The sequence below is a fragment of the Psychrobacillus sp. FSL K6-2843 genome (assembly GCF_038626375.1).
Classification (GTDB): Bacteria; Bacillota; Bacilli; order Bacillales_A; family Planococcaceae; genus Psychrobacillus; species Psychrobacillus faecigallinarum.
The window spans coordinates 131,857-155,695 of the sequence record NZ_CP152021.1 but is presented as its reverse complement, the minus strand read 5'-3'; the positions used below and the strand labels follow the sequence as shown (position 1 = coordinate 155,695).

Here is a 23,839-nt window from a genome sequence, read left to right as displayed (position 1 = left end):
GGGGGATATCATGCAATCACGTATAGCAGTTCTTGGCTCTACAAACTTTATAGATCGCTTGAAGCATTTCGAACATGAGATGCCTTTTATCCGTTTGGATTATTATCACTATAATACTCCAAAAGAGGCGAAGGAACTAGTAAAAAATATAAAACCATGCGCCGCTGTATTTTTCTCTGGTTCGCTCCCCTACCTATATGCGAAAAAAGAGAGAGAGCTCTTGCCTGTACCTTCCTATTATTTAAAGCAGGACAGTACTTCCGTTGCTACTACATTATTAGCAACTTGTCATACTCCTATTCATCAAATTTCCATGGACTTAATAGAACCAAAGCTTGTAGAAAGTGTCTTACAGGATATCAACCAAACAGCTGCCGTTCCCTTTCTTATGCAAATTGATCCTGCATTCTCTTTAGAAGAGGTGGTGTCTTTTCATATTAGCCTACAAAATGCCGGAAAAACAAAGCTTGCAATTACTTCTGTCCACGCTGTTTATGAATCTTTGATGCAAAGTGGAATACCTGTCGTTCGAATGATTGACCCAAAAAACTCTATTTTAAAAGCGATTGAAGAAACCAATTCATTAGCAATTCTCGCAAAAAGTGAAGCCTCCAAAATTGCCGTTTGCTCTATTTTACTAGACCAAGAGGACTCTAGCTCAGCAACCTCCTTGAATAAAGTAACAGATTCTATAGACGCTTCGATTGTTAAAGTCGATGACCTGCTTTATATGCTTTTCACTACTCAAGGAAAGGTTCAACTTGCCTTGGAGAGCAACGTGGTGAATAGCTGGTTCGACCTTTTTAGCACCCCCGTCCGCATTGCCTTTGGGTATGGCACGACAGTGTTAGAAGCTAGTGAAAACGCTAAGGATGCCTTAAAACATGCCACAAAAAACAATATCTATCTAATGAACCAGGAAAAACAACTAACTGGGCAACTCCTTCAAAATGAAACTAAAATCGACTTAAGAACGAACGATCCTAGGCTTGTTATAGTAGCCAAAGAGACAAAATTAAGCCCAGCTAATCTTTCTAAAATTATGCAATTTAGTCGCATCCACCATTCCGTCGAGTTTACTGCACATGATTTAGAAGTCTTTTTAAAGGTCAGTAGGCGAACAACTGAAAGGATTCTTAAAAAGTTGTCGGATCACGGTTATGCATCCATCGTTGGTGAAGAAATGACCTATCAGCAGGGGCGACCTCGAGCGGTATATGAATTTAACTTTCCTACCTATTAAATTTAAAGCCTGCTGAGTTCTAGGTAATTTTGCTGAACGGTCATAAATTTTTTTATCCGGTCATAAATCTCCTCTATCCGGTTATAAAATTTTCTATCCGGTCATAAAAAGCTTTTTGGCATTAAAAAGCCACTTAAAAAGAAAAGGAAAGCTCAGCTTATCACTGAACTTTCCTTTTTTATGCTTCTGCAATCTCTTTGTTTAAAATCTCTTGCTTTTCTTCCTCTGAGATTTTCACAATGGAGAAACCTACTGCTGCATAAATAATAGATAGAATTGGCACTGTATAGTTTAATATAGCATATGGTGCATATTCAAAAGCACCTACCCCTAGTGTCCCTAATATGAAAACACCACAAGTGTTCCAAGGTATAAATACCGATGTCAAAGTTCCTCCATCCTCTAAAGCTCGTGATAAGTTTTTAGAGTGCAGTCCCATATTCGTGTACGCTTTAGAAAACATTCTAGCTGGTACAACGATCGAGATATATTGCTCTGAACAAGTAGCATTCGTTGTAAAACAAGCTAATATAGTAGCAGCTACCATAGAAAATGCTGTCTTTGCAAGCTTTAAAATCTGATTCATAATAGACTGAAGCATCCCTGAAAACTCAAGTATCCCACCAAAGGTCATTGCAACAATCGTCATTGACACCGTGTACATCATAGAATCTAACCCACCACGGTTAAAGAGTTCATCTACCATTGCGTTACCTGTTTCAATAACGTATCCACTTTGAAGAGCACTAACAGCTGAAGCCACGTCTCCTCCTTGAACAAAAATCTGAGATAGGAATCCTAGTAAAATACCAACTACTAAAGCTGGAATAGCAGGTACCTTTAGAGCAACTAATACAATTACTGCTAACGGAATTAGCAATAACCACGGTGATATAACAAAGCTTTGATCAAGCACGTCTATTGTTTGCTGTATGCTTTCCTGATCAATGCTGCTGTTTTTATATTTCATTCCTAATAGACCATAAGCTACTAACGCAATAACTGCTGCGGGTATAGTAGTGTAAAACATATGTCGAATATGTACGAATAAATCTGTTCCTGTAAGACCAGCCGCTAGATTGGTTGTATCGGACAACGGTGACATTTTGTCTCCAAAATAAGCTCCAGAGATAACTGCTCCAGCTATCATAGCAGCCGGAATTCCCATACTTAAACCGATTCCCATACCTGCAACCCCAATTGTCCCCATCGTGGACCAAGAGCTACCAATTGCAAGCGATACTATCATACAAATCACACAAATTGTAACTAAGAAGAAAGCTGGCGTTATGATTTTTAGTCCGAAATAAATCATCGTAGCAACTACACCACCGCCGATCCATGCTCCTATGATAAGACCTACCAATATAATGATGACTACCGCTGGAAGCGCTAGTTTAATCCCCTTGTACATCATTTCCTCGACTTCATCCCATTTAAAGCCATGTTTCCAAGCAACAAATGCTGCTATGATTGTACCAACTATTAACGGAATGTGAGGCCCTTGCTCCAACTTAACTACAGTAATAATCATTGTTAAAATCATTACTAATAAAGGCGTGATCGCCCATATCAAGGACATTTCTTTTTTCTCTAATGGTTTCTTTTCTTCTACCATACCAATTCACCCCTTCGCGACTTGTTCAATAATTTACAATTGTCGTTTATTAGTCGCTATTAGGGATATATTAATCTTTTATTAAAATTACGTCAATCTTTTTTAGCAATTTTTAAAAGCGCTTTCATAAGCACTTGAGCACCGATATAGAGGGCTTTGCGATCAAAAGTCATATGAGGATGATGAAGACCAGGAGAAAGGTCTGCTCCTATGCCAATCATTGCAGCCTTTAATTTCGGCTGTCTAATCGTATAAAAATGGAAATCATCACTACCAGATGTGATTACCTCTTCTGCTAGGTTCTCTGTTCCAATCGCTTCAATGATACCTTCTCTAGCTATTGAAGCGGCTTCTTTTGAAACTTCTGCTCCAGGAGTAATATCTTGCCACTCCCATTCTATTTCTATATCAAAAAGCCCTTGAAGAGAAAGTAAGTGTTTCTCAATTTGCTCTTTCATTTGTTTAAGCACATTGTTTTTTTGAGCACGTGCATCGATCGAGAAGCTTGCTGTACCAGGGATAATATTGGAACTTTCCCCACCAGCCTGTATTTTAGTCAGTTTTGCAGAGTATGCCTCAAAAGGAGAAAAGTATAGGTTTTTTAAAGATTGATGGATTGCAACTGCTACATCAATCGCATTCTTTCCTTGATGAGGTCGAGCTCCATGTGCATCAATCCCTTTAATTTTCCCTTCAAGGAACATTGCTGCACCGTGGTGGATCGCTGGTGCCACCTTACCAAAAGGTAGCTCTTCCACGGGTCTTAAATGCACTCCAAAGAGATGGGTAACATCCTCTAGTGCCCCTCTGTCAATCATAGAATTCGCACCATTTCCCTTTTCCTCCGCAGGCTGGAATATAAAGCGAATACGTTTATCCAGCTTTGCATCCTTCAATAAAAGAAGAGCTCCTAAAACCATTGAAATATTTGCATCATGACCACAAGAATGATTTGCTCGGTATATCCCGTCTACCTCCTGCCATAATGCATCGATATCTGCACGAATTGCAATCACTTCTTTTCCCTCGCCTATTTCTGCCAAGAGGCCTGTTACATCTTCAAATCGTCGGTAAGGAACTTCTAGTGAATCAAGGATTTCAGCAATTTTATTGGTTGTTTCGAATTCCTTCCAGCTAACTTCCGGATATTTATGAAAATGTTCAAACCACTCTAATATTTGAGATTCTACCTGCATCTTTTCTCGCTCTCCCTTTACTGTTAATGTATGTACAGACCCCTATTAAGCCTTTATTTTATAATTTCGCAGACTCTGCCTATTTGACCGTCCGTCAATCTTACTTTAATGCCGTGTGGATGAAAGGTTGAATTCGTTAAAATATTTTGAACTACTCCCTTTGTTTTATTGCCTGAGCGCTGATCCTTTTTTAAAATTATATACACTTCTAGTCCTGCATGAATATCTTTTCTATTTTGTCCGTTCATATAATTCACCTCTTTTTGTATCGTACCACTTTCATGCTGTGCTTACATCCATTTGTTTAATACTATATAAATTGTAGAAAAATAATTCCTATCCCTTAGCGGTTTTAAACATCACTCAACTACAAATCACTTGTAATTGTCGCTACGTTTTTGGAAACATCCCAGGTCTAGGTATAAGGCTGTCATATGAGATATTCTCAACATACATATAATTTAGCTAATAATCAAAAAATCCTCCCTATAAAAAGGAGGAAAATGATTAGTTGTACTGCTTCTCTACATACTTGGTAACACGAAGCTCTGAACCAAAGCGCTCTAATTTTGGTATCCCTATAGGAATCTTATTACATACTACTAGGCAAATTTTTTCAATATATTATTTATGTTGTTGCTTCAACCACTCTATTGCCACATTCGCATGTAAACTAGCACCATATTTAAAGATTTCTTCCTTTTGTTGCATGCGTGGATTATGAACCGGTGCCTCTCCTTCTTTACCTGTCCCTAAAATAAGAAATGCAGACTGTACAGATTGAGAAATATAAGAGAAATCTTCTGAACCACTCATTACTCCATTCTCGATAATGTTCTCGAGGCCCATTACTTTTTCTAGGGTGGGCATTATTTCTTCAACGAATTCAGGGTTGTTAAATGTGGTTGGTGTATGGAATTCAATCAAACTGTATTCTCCGCGCCATGCTTTTACTACATGGTCAATCATCTCCGGTATTCGTTTACATAAATGATCCCGTGTCCTATGACTAATAACTAAATTTGTTGAAAGTACTCTATTTGCTTTGTATGCTAAAGTACTCCACTCATAAAGTTTATCAACAATTTCAAGTAGAGATTCAACCCATTCAGCATTACTTTTTTGTCCTTGTTGAATGTAATATTTCCAGTTTACGGACTGTTCATTGTTGCCCAAATCTTTCTTTAATTGAAGTTCCGAAAAATCTGTACCATGGATGTCAGCGAGGATAGAACCTATTTTTTCACTATGACTACTATTAATTACACTTGATTCAAGAGTTATACTCTCTATCCAATCGAAAACAATATAGAATTGACTATCTATAGTTTGAATAAAATTTCCATAAATTATTTTAGCTGGAACAGCAGGTACTTTCTTTGACACCAAATTTGCAACCCTCTCTGAATTAATATAATTCATCATTGCATCTGGTCTTAACATAATTTGAGGATTTAAGATTTTTACGGCATATTTTCCTTTATCTGTTTCAATAGCATACGTCTTATGTAAAAGACCGCCTGATATTGATACTGGAACCCCAATTATTTCACCAAGTTGGGATTCATCACTTAACTTTTTAAATAATTGATTATTAACCATATCTCTACCCCTTATAATCTTTTATTAAAATAAACTGCCCCATTAATTCAATAAGAAAAAAGGCTTTACTTCTTCTTGAAGTAAAGCACCCGTTAGCCATCCATGTAGCGCAAAACCAGCGCTACACCACAGAGAATGAAAATGTGAAAAACGGGTATAGGATACTATGGCTGGCGAAGAAGGTCGATCAACTATGGTGCCATTGAGCCCATCCGTTAGTCTGACTCCAACGACCACGGTGCATCACAGACTGTCGCACTCTATATGAGTAGCACTCATGGGAGATTAATCCTACTCTGGTTATTGCACCAGCCTGCCTTTATTCTTACAAGAATATGGAGTTGATTCTTGATTTACCTTTTAACTTAATATAAACATTCTAAGGCTCAGCTTTTTTTAAAAAATCTTATTCTGAGTCTCTTTTGTTATGCATTTTTGTATATTTTGAGCATTTTTTAATTTTCATGGGAGTTGAATAAGATTTTTTTAGTCAGAGATGATGATTACATTTTCTGCAACTTGCTCTTGGTCGGTAGAATTTGGGTTTTCAATTAAATCAAAGGATACTTTTTGACCTTGTTTAAGGAATATGAACCCATTCGGAAATCTTTCTTTATCAGGTAAAATCGAACTGAAATGAACAAAAACATGATTTCCATCCTCACCGTCAAGCATAATACGACCATAACCCTTTTCTTCTTTAAACCATTTAACAATTCCCTCTCGTTTCATATCTGTTCGACCTCCAATTCATTTTTTTACTCAACTAAACTGCCGCGCTAGTTAACTAAGAAAAAAGGCTTTACTCCTTCTTAAAGCACCAGTTAGTATCAATTTCTACCCCAATACCTTTCAATTTCATTTGAGGCTTTCCTCGTCTCTGAACCCATATACTTATAAGCTTTTTTTAATAGCTTTTTAGAGTCGCCAAGTTGTGCAAGTATAGTAACGCTTAGTAATTCTTTAACTTCATCGTCTCCTGAAGTTGCCATCAGTTCAAGGTAATCAAACAATTCCTTTATCTTTGGTATATCCTTCTCTTTTCCAATGAGTTCAATAAAATAATTGCTGCATTCACCGAAGAAGACATGATTTAATATTTCTCCATTAAATTCAATATGTTCTTGCAAATAACGCTTATACTCTTCAAATTCATCTGTAAAGTGTACTGCTAAGTTTTTATATTCCATTTTTTCTCCCGTTCCTGAACAATTGTATTTATAATTTCTTATTCAACTAAACTGCTTCGTTAGTTTAAGTGAAAACCTTCACAATCTTATTCAAATCTTAACATAACCATCCAATTTGTTCCTATCTGTTTTTAAATAAATTAATAATTGAAAGCTCGGATCTCCTGACATCCTTTTCTCCACCTCGGTTGAAAACTACCCTTTTTTCCTTTAATTCATCCTATTTGCTCGATATTCCGGCATTTTTGCGTTCATCCTTCTTTCAACAACATTAACTCCTAACTAAAACGACCAAAACCCTGTCATATAAGGGTATTGGCCGTTTTAAGTACAGCAGGTTATTTGAGTTAATTACGATTATACGAATTGTTTGTAAACCTAATAAAATTATTTGAAGTTTCCCCTATTTCGTCTTTCACTTATTTCTAAAAGGATAATAGTCAGTATTCTGTTAACATTAAAACGTCGAAATTGGACAGAAAAAAATCCTGTGTGTAAAATTATTGTTCTTTTTTCATTAAGTCCGGAAATTATTGCCTCAAAATTGGACAAAAATTTCTAGACTTTTTAAAATACTTTATATATCGTGTAAATTATTCAAATGTAATTGTATCTCCAATAATAAATGTTTCACTCTGAGAACCGTCGCCATTTGTCCACTCAACAACTATCTCTGATTCATTAAATATTTCTTTAATATCCTCTTCACTTAATCCTTTTGAATAAAAAGTCAGCTCATATTGATATTCAGCAAAACTCTCCTCAGAGTTATCTTGTGAAGTACCCTTCCCTCCCCAATAACGCTTTATTTGGTCATGATTATCTAATACACCGCTCCAATTATCAAACATTTCAATTTTTCTTTCTGTATCACTTTTATGCTCCATATAGAAATTGAAAGTAAGTTTTTTAAAGTCTTCTTTTTTTGATTCGCTGTATTCAACTGGTCGCCCTAAGGTATTGAAATCTTCTTCTGTTAAGTTAGAAATTACCGTTCCAATTGTGATTTCAGGTTCTGCATTGTTACAAGCGGTTAATATGCTGCAGATCCCTATTAGTATGATTATGAGCCTCTTCATAACTATTTCCCCTTTGAATTTAGTTATTACATATTTTTTATTATAGTTTATCAGTATCCCTCTTCACATAATATTCATTTATGAATATTATAAACAATTAAATGTTCTAAAAATTATAATATTTTTATAGAGGTTAAAAACAATTATAAAGGAGCTGAAGATTTTGAAGAAGAAAAATTTATTGTTTGCATTATCTCCATTTATTTTAGGCCTATCTATAATGGGTAGCTCTACTACCGAAGCTAGTAGCATTTCTGAGAAGGAATATGAACAGAAAACTGAAGTTCAATTATCAAATATTTTTAATGAGACTAGCTTATCTTCTTTAGATTTAAAAGGCACTAATCTTACCAAATCAATTGCCCAACTATCTGACGAAGAGTTTGATCGTTTTATGTATAATGTCGTTAAAAACAACGATGAAAGTACCGATACTTTAACAAAAAAACTCGATGAAGTTGGAGTTGAATTTGCAATTAAACCTAAAGGGAACGAAGGAATCTCAATTAATGCTGTTAAGTCTAATGATGTGACTTTAACTGCTTATTCTTCAAAACGTTCTGGAGATTCTTATTATCGCATCAGTGGAATGTGGGATGCATCAATTGGAGAAGTTTATTCTGCAACAGAAGATCCAGTTTCTATTGAATGGGACCCAAGTGCCGCTACATATTATGGCTCAGCGGGAGATAACAACGTATCTTCAGTTTCAGATGTAGGGCAAAAAGGTCAGGGAATAGTTATGTTCACAGTTGTTGACGATGGTCAGTTTGATGGATACGCAACTGTATATGTAACTAAAAAATCATCTTCACAATTATTCTATGGTATTAAATATATTCATTCTTACTCAACTTTTAATGCTGATGTCGGTGGCGAAGCAGGTATTAACTTCGAAAGAGGTGGAATTACAGGTGGGTTTACCTTTAATATCCAACAAAAAACAAACGTTGTTACATGGCAAAAATGGGATGACAATACCCTATACTATTAAGTAATTTATGGCATATAACCTTAACCTCTATTAGTTCCAGGTGTACAATAACTCCCATTAATTTGTTAGAAAAATATATTCATATTTTTCTCTAGCTATTAGAGGGAGTTATTACGAATATATTACTTTGTAAAGGGCAAGATAAGAATAACCCTCTAAATTTTGGATATTACAATGTTAATTCTAATTTAAGTGCTTCCAGCAACTTCTCCTCTTCTAATACCTCGACAATGTTTAACCCTTTCTTAATCCATTGTTTACCTTGTTCCTCACTCCCAGTTCGTTCCATGCAAATTCCTTTACGAATGTAACATATAGCAAGCGGAATATAAGCATTTAATTGTTTGCATTTGGGTTCTATATTTAAGATCTCTGTTAATGCCTCTGAGTATTTTTTATTAGAAATATATAGATATGATAGGTTAAGTATTATGTTTATTGACATACGATCGATGTTTTGGAAGTCTTTATACCGGTCAATACTTTTTTGTATAAAATTCCTTGTTTCCATTATTGTTTCTAATGGAAATATAAACATAATTGCATTAAAAAGATAGATGTCGGAAATATATAGTTGTTCCATTTTTTTTAATCTATCCCAAATCTCAAAAGCAGGTATACGAGCTTGCTCAATGTCATTGTCGTTATTCAAGTGAATCAATGCACTACATAACGTTCTAATGTCTTTTATATCCTCATCGTATCTACTATTTAGAATTAGTTCACATTCATTATAAATTTCTTTTAATTTTAAATTACTGTTATAAGGGGCATAAAAAAATTTAATTAATAGTTTCCTTTTATCTGAATAACTATAACCATTTTTGATAAATTCAAATTCCTCTAAATCCAACCCGACTTTATCAAGAATCATCATAAATGAGGTAGCTCTTATTTCAATTGCATCTACCTCAAACTTCGAATAATTACTTTGTGAAATATGAGCACTTTTAGCTATTTCTGCTTGGGTAAATCCTTTGGAAGTTCTTATTTTTTTTATTAATTTACCTAACATGTACCAATCCCCTCCACTAATATACTTATTAAATTGGTTTTGTATGTTATTCAATTATGAATATTTTGGTAGATTCATTATATTTTACCCTATTTTTGAAAATAGGAGGTGAAAATTATATGGATCAAATCGTAACGATATTAGTTTGGTTAACAGGAGTAGGATTTTGAATTCTTAATTTTGAAAAACTATAAGAGATAGCTCTTTTTCTATTAAATAATACGGCCCTATCTGGGGCCTTTTTGTTTGGTATAAAATATACAAAAATACACCTCACTTGTGACATAGTGTGCATGTCAGTATGAGATGTATTAGCAGTGTTCAATTAATTTAAGAAAGTTTTGAAAAATAAAAATAAGAATGTTCATATTTGATTAGCGGGCATCAAAAAAACCGTATTGTACCAATAAAACAATAGGCACCCTTTGTTAATTTTGTATAGTGACCAAAGTCTTCAGAGCCACGGAAAGCCTCATCTAATTCAATTAATTCTATGTTTTTGGATTTTGCAGCTAAGCGAATCTTATCGGCACTTTCTTTATGGTTTATAGTTTCTGGGAATTCGTCGTTATAAGAGAAACTTACTTTTAACCCGTGTTCTACACCTTGAGCTTTCGCGAAGTTTTCAAGATTTTCTTGAAGTTGTTCCAACTCTTCTTCGTATAGAGCTCGAATTGTCATTCGAAGATCTCCTTTAGAAGCTGCAATACCAAAAGCTTTTTCACCAACATCAATTTGTACGACCGTGCATAAAACAAGACCTTTGCTTTTTTCTGGAGATGTAAATTCGGAAATTGCTTTGATAATATTAGCAAAAGCTAAAGATGGATTGGTACCAGTTTCTGGCTGACTTGCATGGGCAGGAGAACCTTCCAAATGTATCGTCATCCCTTTTGAAGCACAAAAACTTGTACCATCAATAATCCCAACAGCCTTATAAGATAATCCACTCATATTATGGTAAGCAAAAATTTCATCAATATTGTGTTCCTTAATTAATTCCACGCATTGAATAGCACCATCTCCAGTCTCTTCAGCAGGCTGGAAAAGAAAGAAAATATTTTTGTCTGCACCCTTCTCATTAATTTCAAGTGCAAATCCTGCTAATGTTGCAGCATGACCATCATGTCCACATTTATGTGCTTTTCCGGGAAATTGAGAAGCCCAAGGAAGATCAATGACCTCATCCATTGGTAGTGCATCATAATCTGCACGGAATGCAATGCTAGGCTTATCTAAGCCGGCACGATAAACCGCATAGAACCAATTTCCTTTATCTACGATTTCTAGTTTTGTATACGCTTTCAAAAAATCTATTAAATATTTTTTTGTCCAAACCTCCTCGTTAGAGAGCTCTGGATGCTGATGTAATGTATGTCGTAATTTTTTCGCTAGTTCAAAGTTTTTTTGAATCAATTAACCCATCTCCTTTAAATACATCTTCGTTTCAAAAGCAAAAGTAACCATTATAATATATTTATGCATATTGTATATTAAATTCATTTTCTCATATTGTATATTATATTTTATGTTTTTAATTTTTACAATAAAATAATTATTTACATTATTTGAAGTAATGTTTATAAATCAAACCCTTACATAATACAAAAGGATTCGGAATAAGTTCATTCCGAATCCTTTTGTATTTGACCATTAACTGTCACATAAAAAATAAACAGACTCAATTGACTTGAGTTGTCTACTGTCCTTTATATTTTCTACAATGGTATTATCTCCACTTTATCTGTATCCCAATGTACTTCTTTTATATACCTTTCTAATTCACCTAACTCACCATTTTTAAAAAGCTCCATCATCTTTCTATGTTCATCGTTCGTCACTAAGAGCCTTTTTTTCAGCTCTTCCTTGTCTTCAAAATGATAAACGCTCTTTAAAAATCTTTTTTCTGATTTTAATAGAAGGCTTACAAGGCTTTTGTTTGGACACACCGAAAGATAGACATTATGAAAAGCTTCCTGCATTTTATGATACATTTGGAAATTTTCCGTATTTATTGCTAGTTCAATACTCTGTATATAGAAATCCATTTCCTTCATGTGGTTCTCAGTCAAGAGCGGTGCTGAAAGTGAAGCAGCTAAGCCATCCAATGCACCAATAATAAAATACGTTTCTTTCGCTTCTTCCTTTGTAAGTTTTTTTATCACGAACCCTTTTCTTGGCACATTATCTAATAGACCTTCGGAAGAAAGCTGTATAAGTGCCTCTCTAACTGGAGTTCTACTAACCTTTAAACTTTCACTAATCGCGGTTTCATTTACTTTACTATTGGCGATTAATTCTCCATTGTTAATCTTTTCTACTATATAATTATAAACGTGGTCTTTTAAAGATAAATATTCTGTCATAAAAATACTCCTTGCATTATTTAATATATAAACTAAAACGTATGAATTTGAACTTGGAGCGTATATAGGATAATTATTAATCTGTATTCTTAAGTAAATAATAACGAGTTACCTAAAAGCCTACTTTAGATTAATTAACCTAAGCTTTTTAGGATAGGTTCTTACTTAATAATCTACCATTGTTGAGTATGGAATATGAAGTATTTAACTATTATTGTACATCAATTGGAAAAATTAAGCTTTACTTTTAACACTAGTTTGCAATAGACCCTCTGCTTAGATGTTATTCTTTTTTACACGCTATTTTCCAAAGTTATTGTATGTTTAAAGCTAAATGAATAATTTTACTTCGGAGGTGGCTGGTTCTTTCTAATCATCTATTAAGCCTCTTTGCAGTTATGTTCTTTGGAAAAAGCTAGAGTTCATGCTATACTGTGAAAGAATTTTTTATTACAAAAGGAGTGTTTTATAATGGCGAAAAAAGGTTATTTCCTTATGGAATCTGGGGACAAAATTGAATTTGAATTATATCCAAACGAAGCACCAAACACAGTAGCAAACTTTGAAGAATTAGCTAACAGTGGTTTTTACAACGGTGTAGTATTCCACCGTGTTATTCCTGGCTTTGTAAGCCAAGGTGGAGATCCAACTGGTACGGGCATGGGCGGAAGCGGCAAAACAATCAAATGTGAAACTGCTGGAAACCCACACAAACACGAAGCAGGTAGCCTTTCTATGGCTCATGCAGGAAAAGACACTGGCTCAAGCCAATTCTTCATCGTGCACGAACCACAACCACATCTAAACGGTGTTCACACTGTTTTCGGTAAAGTAACAAGCGGTTTAGAAGCTGCAAAAGCTATGAAAAATGGCGATAAAATGGAAAAAGTTGAAGTGTTTGACGAAGAGTAAGTAAATAACAGACAACTGTTTAGGCTTTGGAATTTTTGTTCCAAAGCCTACATTTTTACTAGTTATTTGATGTATGGGAACAGATACAAAAAATGAACATCTCTGTGATTTTTATTCCATACGTTCTCTTTCCCCCAGCAAGATCCTTCTGCACCATTCTTTTTTCTATTTCATATACATAATTATCTCTACCCCACCAAGTACTTCGTTTAGGAGGTTTTAGCATGAAGGATTTTCATTGCTGTGCAACTTGTATTCATTTCATCAGTGAAAAAACGAAAAATGGAATGTTTTATAAATGCAAACGGTTGGGCTTTCAAACTGCGCCCACATATAAATTTAATTGTTGGAACCCGAAAGAAAACGTTCGAAAGCTGATGGAAAAGGAAAATCAATAGATGCCTATATTTAAAAGTGAACGACTGCTACCAGTTACCATAAATTAATGGCCGAATAGAGAATCCTTAATTGGCTCTTATTAAACTTCCGAGAGCCTGCTTTGTAATATCATATTTTAGACAACGTTATTTAACTCCTCCATAGCTCCAATCTATAGATTTTGATTCTACACACAAAGTTCTTCATTAATCACTAAAAATAAATATCATTTTGTAACATATTTACTTTCATAGTTATAATTGTTTGTTTTTAAAATAAATGGTCGTTATATTACAATAAAATAACAATAAGAATATAAATTTGTATATTTATTCCTTTCCATTATTTTTGTTGATATAATCATATACATAAAAAGTCATAGTCGGAGGTGTACCTATGTTTCTTATTACCCGTCAATCAAATGGTACAACAGAGACCTTGAAAAATTCCAATAGCCAATTAGATAAATCTTTTACGAACTATGAAGATGCACATAACTTCGTCCAAAAGCTAAATCAAAATATTATTCCATCTAAACATTGGACGGTTACAGAAAATATGAAAGAGGCGAAGAACGAACAGTTATAATAACTGCTCGTTTTTTTATTTTCATTTTTTTCTTCTATTTTAAAAAAATATGGAGAACTACCACATATTCCTCAGTCTAACCATAATTCCCCACATAAAATAAGATAACTCTTAGCGAGGAGGTGTTAATAATGAGTTATTCAAATTATTGTGGCGGCTATGGTGGTGGTAATACTGGCGGATATGGCGGTTACTGTGGCAACACTGGCGGTAACGTTGGTGGAGTCGGCTTCGGATCAGGATTCGCTTTATTAGTAGTATTATTTATTCTTTTAATTATCGTAATTGGTACTTTTGGATATGGTAACGGCGGCGGTAATGTTGGCGGTGAATCCTGCTAAGTAAGGATTCCTGTACCTCCTAGTTATTTCGTTTTCATTCATGAGACGGGCTTATAGCCTGTCTCTATTTACATAAAGTATAGTTGTTATAGTTAGGCATGCTCGTTCTCAGGAAATTTCATTTCTCTTTAAAAGTGGATAAGCTACCATTATCTTTTTACAACTAAAAAATAATTTATTGTTTATCCATTTTTCTCCACGTTCCTCACATTCCAACTACACCAAATATTTAAATGTTTTTTATCCTAAATCACATCTTTTCACTCTCTTCTCCCTCCATTCCTTTTCAAAAAAACTTTAAGGTTATTCGGATTAGACTGTGCATTTTAACTTAGATCAGAAACTAATTACTGAATAAAATACATAAACGGAAAGTTAAAACATTCATTACAGACAGGAGATTATTCCCTGTTTTTTAGGAAGTTGAGGAGAATTTAAGTTGATATGCTTTGCAATATTAGCACATGAGAATGAAGAAGTGCTGGTTAATCAAATAAAAAATATTAAATACTATAATCCAGGCTGTAAAGTTATCCTTTACAACGGCGGATTGGATACCAAATTTGGATTAAAATCCAATATACCTATTTGTCCCAAAAGTAGACCTTTAAAAAAAGAAAAATTAGGTCGCTTTTTTTTGGATATCATGACGTGGCTTGAAGAAATACAAATAGACTATGATTATCTAGTTAATTTGGATTCAGATGTTATGTTTATAAAAAAAGGATATGAAAAGTATTTAAATAAACATATGCAGGGGTATGACTGCATGGGAATTAATATGGGAATCCAACGTTCACCCCTGGATGCTCCCCACTGGGTTCCTGGAATGAACATGTGGAGCGAATGGGCAATATGGCAACCTTTTTTTGGAACAGATTACTTTTGCGGCTCCCTTAATTCCATGCAGGTATACCGTAAAGAAATTGTTAAAAAAATGATCACCAATTTAGACATTGATAAACTAGAAACACTTTTCCAGGTAACAGATGTATATGCGCTCGAAGAAATACTATATGCGACCCTTGCTGTACGGTGCGGCGGTAAACACAGACCATATCCTAGTGAATGTGCGGAATTTGTAGGATGGACCCCTCTATCAATTAGCGAAATAGAAATAGCTCTAGAGAATGAAAATGTGTTTTTTGTTCACCCTATCGAACGAACAATGGATAATCCTGCTAGAAAATGGCTAACAAATAAAATAAAGTTATTTTCACGATTCTTAGAATTTTATAGGATATAGAAAAAAAAAAATAGATTACCCAAGTTCTTTAACCATTAGTTGGGCCTGTTATCAGGGAGGAGTAGAAACTGCACTTTATAACCGTTTGAGAATTTTGACTTCTCTGGATGTTAATGCACATGCTTATTTTTATCATGGTGGTTCAGGCGCATCACTCTATAAGGATATTCCCTATCATATATCTTCTATAGAAAAAGATTTAGGGGCTTACATCCAAAAATATCAATTTAACATTGTGACATTTATCAATACACTTTATAACATTGAAGAACTAGAACGTATTGACTATCAAGGCAAAGTAATTTTTGAATTCCACGGTTATAACTCAAGTATTTCACAGGAACTATACAAAATAAATAGTGGACAAGATAAAGGCTATGTAAAGGCTATAGTTGTACCAAGTAGTTATGTAGCGGAAATTGCAAAAGCTAATCTAACAAATAGAAAAGATCTGCCTATCTTTGTTGCAAGAAATCCAATAGATACCTCTGTTTTTTATAAACAATCAACAAATGCAATAGTAAATATGTATCCAAAGTTAAAAACTTGGAAAGGTATTCCTATAATTGGTTGGGTCGGTAGACTAGATAGCAATAAAAACTGGGAGAAGCTATTAAGTATTTTTACTGCAATTAAAACTAAAAATTCATTAGTTAAATTAGCAATTGTGAGCGATATCACTTCCAGTCCAGATGTCCACCTCTTCAATGAAAAAGTACTACAGTCTAATCTCTCAGACGAAATAATTTTACTTCCTAACGTACCATTTGAAAAAATGCCCTCTTACTACTCATTAATAACTCAATCTAGAGGAGTATTTCTTTCTACTTCTTTATCTGAAGGATACCCACTAAATTTACTAGAAGCACAAGCGTGTGAATGCCCAATCGTTTGCACAGATATTGGTGGCAGCAATGAAATAGTAACTGATAAATTAACTGGCTTTACATTTCCTGTTATAAACGACAATATTGCAATATTACAGACTCAAGAACTCCTAAATAACAGCAAATTACGCAAAAAAGTTGGAAAAAGGGCAAGAAAAAGCGTCCTCTCCAAAAATAACCTTGATCAAAATATTAAGGAATACTTAAATTGGATTACTAATTTAGGTAACCATGAGTTTTAGGGAGGTGTAAAGTTATGAAAAAAAAATTAACCATTTTATTTATTACCTTTGATAACAAACGTAACGTCGATAGAAACTCCTTTTATTTAACACAAGAACTTGCAAAAATATCAAATTTAATTCTATGGCATGAAGCCGGCAATATTAGGGATATTTTATCAAAAATAAACGATATTCCAGACTTCATTATATTGAACGATATGAAGGAAGGTCCAGAAGTAACAGGTTGGCCTTCGATATCCATTCCTTTTGGTATTATTATACATGATCTTCATTACGCTATTAACAAAAGAAAAGAGTTTATTTGGAATAATGATGTCCCTTATATCTTCTCTATTTACCGTGACAAGTTTTATGAATGGTACCCTGAATTTAAAGAGCGGTTACGGTGGCTTCCCCAACATACGAATACAAACATTTTCAAAGATTATAAGATAGAAAAGGATATTGACTGGTTGCTAATGGGAGCAGTTACAGGATGGGTTTATCCACTTCGTGAGAAGATTGTCCAAACCATGTATGGGCACAATGGTTTTGTTTATCACGAGCACCCTGGATATCGGGATATATATGAAGAGAAAGAAAATAATATATTTATTGGTGAGCAATATGCCAGAGAAATTAACCGCGCTAAAATGTTTTTTACATGTGATTCTATTTATAATTATCCCATTACTAAATACTATGAAGTCCTTGCTTGCAAGACTTTATTGCTTGCTTCCTCCTCCAAGGAGCTAGCTGACTTAGGTTTTATCCCTGGGGTCAATTATGTAGAGATTGATGAAAATAATTTCATAGAAAAAGCTTTTTACTATTTACATCATTCTGAAGAGCGAATGAAAATTACTGAAGAGGGATATAAAATGGTCCATGAAAAATATTCTACAGCAAAACGTGCAATGCTATTAAAAACAATGATCTATGAGATTCTAAGCGAAAGACAATTATTGAACAAGGATCAAATTGATCTTTGAATAAAATTATATTGAGCAACTTGCCGCTTTTCCAAATAAATGATTAAAAAAATGTTTTCACATACATTGTCTTATTTCACATTCTTAGATGGAATAAAATAACCTATCTAGATAATTGGGGATTCCTATATCCTTTGTCTCTTTGTATATGCGCAATATAAAAATAGTCCCTAGAGCATTTTATACTCTAGGGACATCGTTTTACAGAAGAAACGAAATAGCAAGAATGAGAAGAATGGGACCTAAAATAAATAACCAGGCTAATGGTCTTGCAAAGTTAATGGACCAACCGACTCCAAAACGTTTTTCCACAAAAATGCTAGGGTCGTCTTTGTTAATATAGAAAATACCGCCCTTCCAAAACTGATCATCGTCTACAGATGTAATATGATGATTTACTTCTGCTTCATCCTCCCCTACTTTTATACGTGAACCACCTTGCCCTACTTTTATTGTAAAAATAGCAACGCTAGCAAAAGCTAGGACCAAAAACCCAAGTGGCAGGACAAGCATAACTATCGAGGAGGTTATTTCCGGATGAATGGTTTGTAACTGAAAATACCCCATCATCAAAGTAATCGCTACCGACATGACAAAAGAAAGCCAGCTTGAATATTTTCGAAATACTAGCTGCTGCTTTACAGAGGTTTTTTTGTTTCGAGGGCTTATACTTGTTCCTGATAATTTTATCCCCTCGCTTGTAAATAAAAACATTCCCTGAACAACCAATAATATCAGTGGAAGAGAAATGGCAGTAAAATAACTTTTCTTACTAAATGCATCTGCTTCCCCTGTTGGACCCCAATGGGTAGGAATCAATTCCGGCATCTGTGGATATTTCATAATTGTATAAACGATAAGTCCGATTGTTACAACCATTGGGACGATAAAAGCCATTTTTGGAAGTAATTGAAGCTTTTCATGGAACTTCAAATCCACTACTCTCACTTCGTTTTTATCTGAGTACCAACGACGCTCCTCTTTTAACTTCTTCATTCTTGTATGCATGATAAAGTAATAAGCGATACTCAAAAAAAGAACGACAAATTGAATCCCCACACTAACAAGGGCAAGAGTCTCCTCTGCAGGCTTTTGACTGAGCGCCCATACTAAATAGATCGCAAAGATAACTAAGCCAACCGAGAGAACGACTCCGGTATATCTTTTTTTTAGTAGAAGTATTTCCTTATCCTTTGCATGCTGATCAGGAACATTTAAACCGAAGATGAGCGTTGGCTTTAAAAATACCGGAATGAACGCCTGTAATATCGTAATAAATAAAAGAATAAATCCAAATAACAATAAAATCATCATTACCCCTCCTTAATATGTTGAACAAGCTCTCTTACCATCGCAACCATTTCTTCCTCTGAAAGCTGTAATACCATTCCCTCCGCTAATAATGGGCGAATTTGTTCTGCAAGCAATTGCTGTTGTATTTGTGTTGCTTTTTCCAATCCTTTTGGCTGCACAATGACCCCAGATTTTGGGACAATTTGAATGAAGTCCTTTTCTTCTAAAAGGTGATATGCTTTGTTAACTGTATGCATATTCATCCCCAAATCTGCTGCAAAACTTCTTACAGATGGTAGAGAATCCCCTGGCTTTAACTCACCCCTAGCCATGCCTTCTATCAATTGTTGAGCTAACTGTAAATAGATCGGTACGGATGAATTTGGTTTTATCTCTATAAACATATTATGCCTCCTATTTACGTTGTTCTATTAATATTATAACACACTGTTCTATGTATAGTATATCAAAACTAATTAATCATTCTCCTGTGTTAGTTGGATGGTTCCTGGTTGTTTTACGACAATTGATCACTGGTTTACTACAATCAGAGCTTATTTTACGACAATCAGCCACTAGATTACTACAATCAACCGATAGTTTACTACAATCCACTCCTAAGATGAGCGCTCTCGACCATCTTTCCTGCATTTCACTTAGCTTATTTCCGCATAAAAATAAAGCCGCCAAGGTCGCTTAAGGACCTTGACGGCTTTATATAATTAATTAGGCTTTAACTGCTAAGTCTACTAAACGTTGAGCAGAAGCTTTTACTTCTTCCATACCTGAAGAAATGATTTCTTGTGCTTTATCAGGCATTGCGTTATGTCCTTCAATAATTACTTCATCAATAATTTGCATACCGAAAACTCCACCAAATACTGCGCGCATGTAGTTTACAGCCATTTCCATTGGTGCTGCCTCAGGTGTAGAGTAAATACCACCGCGAGCGTTTAGGAAGATTGCTTTTTTATCTGTCATCAATTGAATCATGTTGCCTTGCGCATCATATTTAAATGCAAAGCCTGCAGCATATACATAATCAATGAAAGTTTGTAATTTAGCTGGAATAGTTAGATTCCATAATGGGAATGCAAATACTACAACATCTGCAGCAGTTAATAAATCCATTGCTTTTTGTTTAGCTGATAACAAGCGAGATTCAACATCAGTTAACTCTCCACCATTTTGTACTTTACCGAAAGCATTGAAAAGATCTTGTCCAAAGTATGGAGTGTCTTCTTCATATACGTCATAAACAGTTACGTTTACGTCTTTACCTTCAAGCTCAGCCATGAATGTTTCATACATTTTACTTGAAATTGCCTCTGTTGCTGGACGATTATTTGCTTTTACTACTAATACGTTCATTTTAAAACTCCTCTATATATCTATATGTTTTTTTAGGTTTTATTTATCTCACTTTCGAGACTTCTCTATATTATATTAATATAAGGTGACTGTCAAAAAGTTAGCTCATGTTAGTTATTTGATCATTACAATAGATTTCTCCAGAATATTTGCAGCTATACCAAATAAATTATTCTTATTTTTCATCCATTTGGAAACTTTAACTATTCCTGTATTTGTTATACTATTTATACAAAGGGAGGTGCCATGCTTGGAGGATATTATTGCTATATTTATTTTTTCTGCTATTGGCTTATCCTTGCTTAGCGTAATTGCTATTGGAGGCTACGTAACAGTAAAACAACAGCAGCATAAGCAAAAGGAATTAGAGATAGAGCTTTTGCGTTTAGAAAATGAAGCTTTTATGCTTTTGGAGCGAAAAGCTATACGAGAAGGAAAACAGCTGGAGGAATAAATGGAGTTAATAAATAGAAAAGGTGCTCCTTGTAAATACCTTCACAAAGAGCACCATAATTGGTTTGAGTTATTATAATCCTATTACATGAGTTGTGTCCGGAGATCTTCGGTCAAATATAAAGCCGTTTGCCCGATAAAAAGCATCAGCTTTTGTTGATTCGGTTTTAGTAGTGATTTCATTGAATTGGCCTTTTGCGTCTTCTAAAATTACTTTAAATAGCTCACTCCCGATTCCCTTTCTTCGGTAATCAGGCAAAGTATAAAATCGGTGTAATCTAGCAGAGTCTGATCCCAAGATATCACGATTCAGGCCACCAATCGCAACTAGCTCTTCTGCTTCCCAAGCACCATACAGTGCTTCTCCCTGTTCACTAAATCTGTTTGTACCATCCTCATATTCAGATGCCAGTCTGGAAACAAAACGATACCCTTCTTTTTCGCTTTCTTCAATTAGCTTGGATACGTCGACCTCTTTCAAATCAGAAATTCTTCTCACTTCGATTGCCATATACGTTCCTCCATTCTATTATAAAAAACGAACTCCTAGTATCTTTCTAGATAAGACCACTAAACCCCTTTATACCTATTATTATATTTTGTTTCCTACTATATTATACAGTCACAGATTATACATCAATGGTGAATCCTCTTGTACAGTTTTTCCATATGTTTCGCATTATAATGGAGACAATATGTTTACACATTCTTTCTTGCTCTAAAAATGAAATATAATAAAAAAACCATGCTAATTAAATAGCATGGTTGATTAAAAATTATGTTAAATAGCAGCTAATCTAGCTTCTACTTCTTCTTCAGTTAAATTATGTTCTACAATATAGCGATTTCTTGGGTGCACACGACACTCATGTGAACAGCTACGAAGATATTTGTGTTCATTTTCTTCAGAACAAAGAATTTTGTCATTACAGTCTGGATTTGCACAGTTTACATATCGCTCGCAAGGTTCTCCAGTGAAATGATCTTTCCCTACCACTACATGCTCGACTTGGTTAATCGGCACAGCTATACGCTCATCAAAAACGTACATTTGGCCATCCCACAGCTGACCACGAACCTCTGGGTCTTTACCATAGGTAGCAATACCGCCGTGTAATTGAGCAACGTCTTCAAATCCTTCTCTTACTAACCAGCCAGAGAATTTTTCACAACGAATTCCGCCGGTGCAATATGTTAATACCTTTTTGCCTTCAAACAATTCCTTATTGTCATGAATCCATTCAGGAAGATCACGGAAGTTACGAATATCCGGACGAATTGCCCCACGGAAATGACCTAAGTCAAACTCATAATCATTACGAGCATCTATCACTATTGTATCTTCTGCTTGCATTTGCTCATAAAATTCTTTTGGAGACAAATATTTTCCTGTTAATTCATTAGGATTGATGTCTTCCTCTAATCCTAAATGAACAATTTCACGCTTAGGTCGAACGTGCATTTTTTTGAATGCATGTCCATCCGCTTCATCTATTTTAAACACCATATCCGCGAAACGATTGTCCGCTTTCATCATGTCCATGTATGCGTCTGTTTGTTCAATTGTTCCGGAACAAGTTCCGTTAATACCTTCGTTCGATACTAAAATACGCCCTTTTAACCCAATTTCCTTACATGCAGCAAGATGCTCTTGTGCAAATATTACTGGATCTTCAATCGGGACATATTTGTAGTAAAGTAATACTCTGTATGCATTTGTGTCCATTTTTTACTCCACCTTTTTAAATTTTGTCCATCAATTTATCATAACAAATTTAATGTGAGAAGTTAAATAGTTAGTTTTATCAAAATTTGACCACGAGGAGTTTTCCATGTAATGCTACAGGCTTGAATCTCAAGTTCGCTCGACAAAATTTCCAAGAAACTTGGTGAACGGTCATAAATAATTTTATCCGGTCATAAATCCTTGCTGAACGGTCATAAATATTTCTATCCGGTCATAAATCCTTTCCGAACGGTCATAAAAAAATCTATCCGGTCATAAGTCTATACTCGCTGGTTCCAAACGGGATTCTTTTACTTGTTTTCATGGATTTTTCATTCTTTCATTAACATTTATAATATCTAATACCACTCCATAGTGGTCGCTAGGTAATATTTGTGCTTTGGCAGTTGGATTATTCCCAAACACTTCCACACTTATAGATGGTAGTTTCAAATTCTTATGTAGCTTTAATAAAATCCAGTCATATCGAGCTTGTATGGTTAAACTTGATTCGTTTTTTATGTTTGGATTATTTATATAGTCTAAAGTAGGCTGAGCTTTAATATTATTTATTTCTTCATTTAGCTGTGCTGCATCTATCCATTTATTATTAGTTAGGTATTGATGAATACTTGAATTAGGTTCATCATTAAAATCTCCGCAAAGAACCTCGTATGATTTATTGTCCTCTAAAATCCATTCATGTACCGCTCTAATCTGTTCTTCTCTTACTATAGTAGATTTCCAATTTAAATGAACATTTGTTATTCCAAATTCGTAGGATCCATATTTGAAAGTAATTCTATTTGCACAGTAATTTGTTTCCTTAATATTTTTGCTCCAAATTACATCTTCACTACTTATTGGATATTTACTCAAGATAGCTAGTCCTTCATCTGGAGAATCAGGATATTCGTTAAAAATACCATATGGATATCCGGTAGTGTTTGCTATATATTGAGCGACATTTAAATTCTCACCTTCTTCAATGCACGCCTTTACTTCCTGTAAAGAAATAATATCAGGATTTACTTTTTTTATTTCTTCACAAATTGCTATTAATCGGTCCTTCCACATTACTTGCTTATTCCAAATATTAAAGGTCGCTATTCTCATTACTTCTCC

Annotated in this window: 26 protein-coding genes; 10 read left to right on the top strand and 16 right to left on the bottom strand. The window is 34.5% G+C overall.

The window, feature by feature from the left end; all coding sequences use genetic code 11:
- The first annotated feature begins 10 nt into the window (after nt 1-10).
- A complete protein-coding gene (locus tag MKY94_RS00815; protein WP_342577812.1) occupies nt 11-1,243 on the top strand; it encodes a transcriptional regulator in 1,233 nt (410 codons plus the stop codon).
- A gap of 178 nt (nt 1,244-1,421) precedes the next feature.
- On the opposite strand, the gene nhaC is transcribed toward MKY94_RS00815, so the two are convergent.
- From nhaC to MKY94_RS00780, 7 genes are all read right to left on the bottom strand, one after another.
- A complete protein-coding gene (gene nhaC, locus MKY94_RS00810; RefSeq protein WP_340843996.1) occupies nt 1,422-2,861 on the bottom strand; it encodes a Na+/H+ antiporter NhaC in 1,440 nt (479 codons plus the stop codon).
- Between the two features lie 92 nt (nt 2,862-2,953).
- Nucleotides 2,954-4,057 carry an amidohydrolase gene (locus MKY94_RS00805; protein WP_340843995.1) on the bottom strand — a complete coding sequence of 368 codons (1,104 nt, stop codon included), beginning with the start codon at nt 4,055-4,057 and terminating at the stop codon, nt 2,954-2,956.
- A gap of 53 nt (nt 4,058-4,110) precedes the next feature.
- On the bottom strand, nt 4,111-4,305 hold the full coding sequence (locus tag MKY94_RS00800; protein ID WP_342577811.1) for a YwbE family protein: 195 nt from the start codon (nt 4,303-4,305) through the stop codon (nt 4,111-4,113).
- Between the two features lie 376 nt (nt 4,306-4,681).
- Nucleotides 4,682-5,659, bottom strand: coding sequence for a M20/M25/M40 family metallo-hydrolase (locus MKY94_RS00795; RefSeq protein WP_154311933.1), 978 nt, complete (start codon nt 5,657-5,659; stop codon nt 4,682-4,684).
- 486 nt (nt 5,660-6,145) lie between these two features.
- The gene (locus tag MKY94_RS00790; protein WP_154311934.1) at nt 6,146-6,391 is read right to left on the bottom strand and encodes a cold shock domain-containing protein; all 246 of its coding nucleotides are present in this window, start codon (nt 6,389-6,391) and stop codon (nt 6,146-6,148) included.
- 98 nt (nt 6,392-6,489) lie between these two features.
- Nucleotides 6,490-6,849: a hypothetical protein gene (locus tag MKY94_RS00785; protein ID WP_154311935.1), complete on the bottom strand. Its 360-nt coding sequence runs from the start codon at nt 6,847-6,849 to the stop codon at nt 6,490-6,492.
- A 593-nt stretch (nt 6,850-7,442) separates the two neighbouring features.
- Complete coding sequence (locus tag MKY94_RS00780; RefSeq protein ID WP_151111770.1) at nt 7,443-7,928, bottom strand: hypothetical protein; 486 nt, start codon at nt 7,926-7,928, stop codon at nt 7,443-7,445.
- Nucleotides 7,929-8,109: 181 nt separating this feature from the next.
- Here MKY94_RS00780 and MKY94_RS00775 point away from each other — a divergent pair, with 181 nt between their 5' ends.
- The gene (locus MKY94_RS00775) at nt 8,110-8,922 is read left to right on the top strand and encodes a hypothetical protein (protein ID WP_191697324.1); all 813 of its coding nucleotides are present in this window, start codon (nt 8,110-8,112) and stop codon (nt 8,920-8,922) included.
- A 169-nt stretch (nt 8,923-9,091) separates the two neighbouring features.
- Here the strand turns inward: MKY94_RS00775 and MKY94_RS00770 are convergent, their stop codons facing one another.
- From MKY94_RS00770 to MKY94_RS00760, 3 genes are all read right to left on the bottom strand, one after another.
- Nucleotides 9,092-9,937, bottom strand: a complete 846-nt coding sequence (locus tag MKY94_RS00770; RefSeq protein WP_342577809.1) for a helix-turn-helix transcriptional regulator — start codon at nt 9,935-9,937, stop codon at nt 9,092-9,094.
- Between the two features lie 384 nt (nt 9,938-10,321).
- Complete coding sequence (locus tag MKY94_RS00765; protein ID WP_342577808.1) at nt 10,322-11,353, bottom strand: amidohydrolase; 1,032 nt, start codon at nt 11,351-11,353, stop codon at nt 10,322-10,324.
- Nucleotides 11,354-11,655: 302 nt separating this feature from the next.
- The gene (locus MKY94_RS00760) at nt 11,656-12,303 is read right to left on the bottom strand and encodes a GntR family transcriptional regulator (protein ID WP_342577807.1); all 648 of its coding nucleotides are present in this window, start codon (nt 12,301-12,303) and stop codon (nt 11,656-11,658) included.
- 471 nt (nt 12,304-12,774) lie between these two features.
- On the opposite strand from MKY94_RS00760, the gene MKY94_RS00755 reads away from it, so the two are divergent.
- The 7 genes from MKY94_RS00755 (at nt 12,775) to MKY94_RS00725 (ending at nt 17,871) form a co-directional block, all read left to right on the top strand.
- Nucleotides 12,775-13,215 carry a peptidylprolyl isomerase gene (locus tag MKY94_RS00755; protein WP_144538301.1) on the top strand — a complete coding sequence of 147 codons (441 nt, stop codon included), beginning with the start codon at nt 12,775-12,777 and terminating at the stop codon, nt 13,213-13,215.
- A 224-nt stretch (nt 13,216-13,439) separates the two neighbouring features.
- Nucleotides 13,440-13,613, top strand: coding sequence for a hypothetical protein (locus MKY94_RS00750; RefSeq protein ID WP_186318151.1), 174 nt, complete (start codon nt 13,440-13,442; stop codon nt 13,611-13,613).
- Between the two features lie 376 nt (nt 13,614-13,989).
- The gene (locus MKY94_RS00745) at nt 13,990-14,181 is read left to right on the top strand and encodes a hypothetical protein (protein WP_144538300.1); all 192 of its coding nucleotides are present in this window, start codon (nt 13,990-13,992) and stop codon (nt 14,179-14,181) included.
- Nucleotides 14,182-14,312: 131 nt separating this feature from the next.
- Nucleotides 14,313-14,522, top strand: coding sequence for a YjcZ family sporulation protein (locus MKY94_RS00740; RefSeq protein ID WP_144538299.1), 210 nt, complete (start codon nt 14,313-14,315; stop codon nt 14,520-14,522).
- A 439-nt stretch (nt 14,523-14,961) separates the two neighbouring features.
- A complete protein-coding gene (locus MKY94_RS00735; protein ID WP_342577804.1) occupies nt 14,962-15,768 on the top strand; it encodes a hypothetical protein in 807 nt (268 codons plus the stop codon).
- Nucleotides 15,769-15,853: 85 nt separating this feature from the next.
- The gene (locus MKY94_RS00730) at nt 15,854-16,897 is read left to right on the top strand and encodes a glycosyltransferase family 4 protein (RefSeq protein ID WP_342577803.1); all 1,044 of its coding nucleotides are present in this window, start codon (nt 15,854-15,856) and stop codon (nt 16,895-16,897) included.
- A 14-nt stretch (nt 16,898-16,911) separates the two neighbouring features.
- Nucleotides 16,912-17,871, top strand: a complete 960-nt coding sequence (locus tag MKY94_RS00725) for a glycosyltransferase (RefSeq protein WP_151111790.1) — start codon at nt 16,912-16,914, stop codon at nt 17,869-17,871.
- A 201-nt stretch (nt 17,872-18,072) separates the two neighbouring features.
- On the opposite strand, the gene MKY94_RS00720 is transcribed toward MKY94_RS00725, so the two are convergent.
- The 3 genes from MKY94_RS00720 to MKY94_RS00710 form a co-directional block, all read right to left on the bottom strand.
- Nucleotides 18,073-19,185, bottom strand: coding sequence for a DUF5808 domain-containing protein (locus MKY94_RS00720; RefSeq protein WP_342577802.1), 1,113 nt, complete (start codon nt 19,183-19,185; stop codon nt 18,073-18,075).
- The gene (locus tag MKY94_RS00715) at nt 19,185-19,568 is read right to left on the bottom strand and encodes a GntR family transcriptional regulator (RefSeq protein WP_151111794.1); all 384 of its coding nucleotides are present in this window, start codon (nt 19,566-19,568) and stop codon (nt 19,185-19,187) included. Before MKY94_RS00715 ends, MKY94_RS00720 begins: the two co-directional genes overlap by 1 nt.
- Nucleotides 19,569-19,890: 322 nt before the next feature.
- Complete coding sequence (locus MKY94_RS00710; RefSeq protein WP_144538295.1) at nt 19,891-20,535, bottom strand: FMN-dependent NADH-azoreductase; 645 nt, start codon at nt 20,533-20,535, stop codon at nt 19,891-19,893.
- A gap of 250 nt (nt 20,536-20,785) precedes the next feature.
- On the opposite strand from MKY94_RS00710, the gene MKY94_RS00705 reads away from it, so the two are divergent.
- Entirely contained in the window at nt 20,786-20,989 is a 204-nt protein-coding gene (locus MKY94_RS00705) for a hypothetical protein (RefSeq protein WP_144538294.1), read from the top strand.
- Between the two features lie 72 nt (nt 20,990-21,061).
- Here the strand turns inward: MKY94_RS00705 and MKY94_RS00700 are convergent, their stop codons facing one another.
- The 3 genes from MKY94_RS00700 to MKY94_RS00690 all read right to left on the bottom strand — a co-directional run bounded on the left by MKY94_RS00700 (nt 21,062) and on the right by MKY94_RS00690 (nt 23,830).
- Nucleotides 21,062-21,499: a GNAT family N-acetyltransferase gene (locus MKY94_RS00700; RefSeq protein ID WP_342577801.1), complete on the bottom strand. Its 438-nt coding sequence runs from the start codon at nt 21,497-21,499 to the stop codon at nt 21,062-21,064.
- Nucleotides 21,500-21,769: 270 nt separating this feature from the next.
- Complete coding sequence (locus MKY94_RS00695) at nt 21,770-22,714, bottom strand: rhodanese-related sulfurtransferase (protein ID WP_151111798.1); 945 nt, start codon at nt 22,712-22,714, stop codon at nt 21,770-21,772.
- A gap of 321 nt (nt 22,715-23,035) precedes the next feature.
- Nucleotides 23,036-23,830 (bottom strand): endonuclease/exonuclease/phosphatase family protein, encoded by a 795-nt coding sequence (locus MKY94_RS00690; RefSeq protein ID WP_340843991.1) that lies wholly within the window; start codon nt 23,828-23,830, stop codon nt 23,036-23,038.
- Nucleotides 23,831-23,839: the final 9 nt, after the last annotated feature.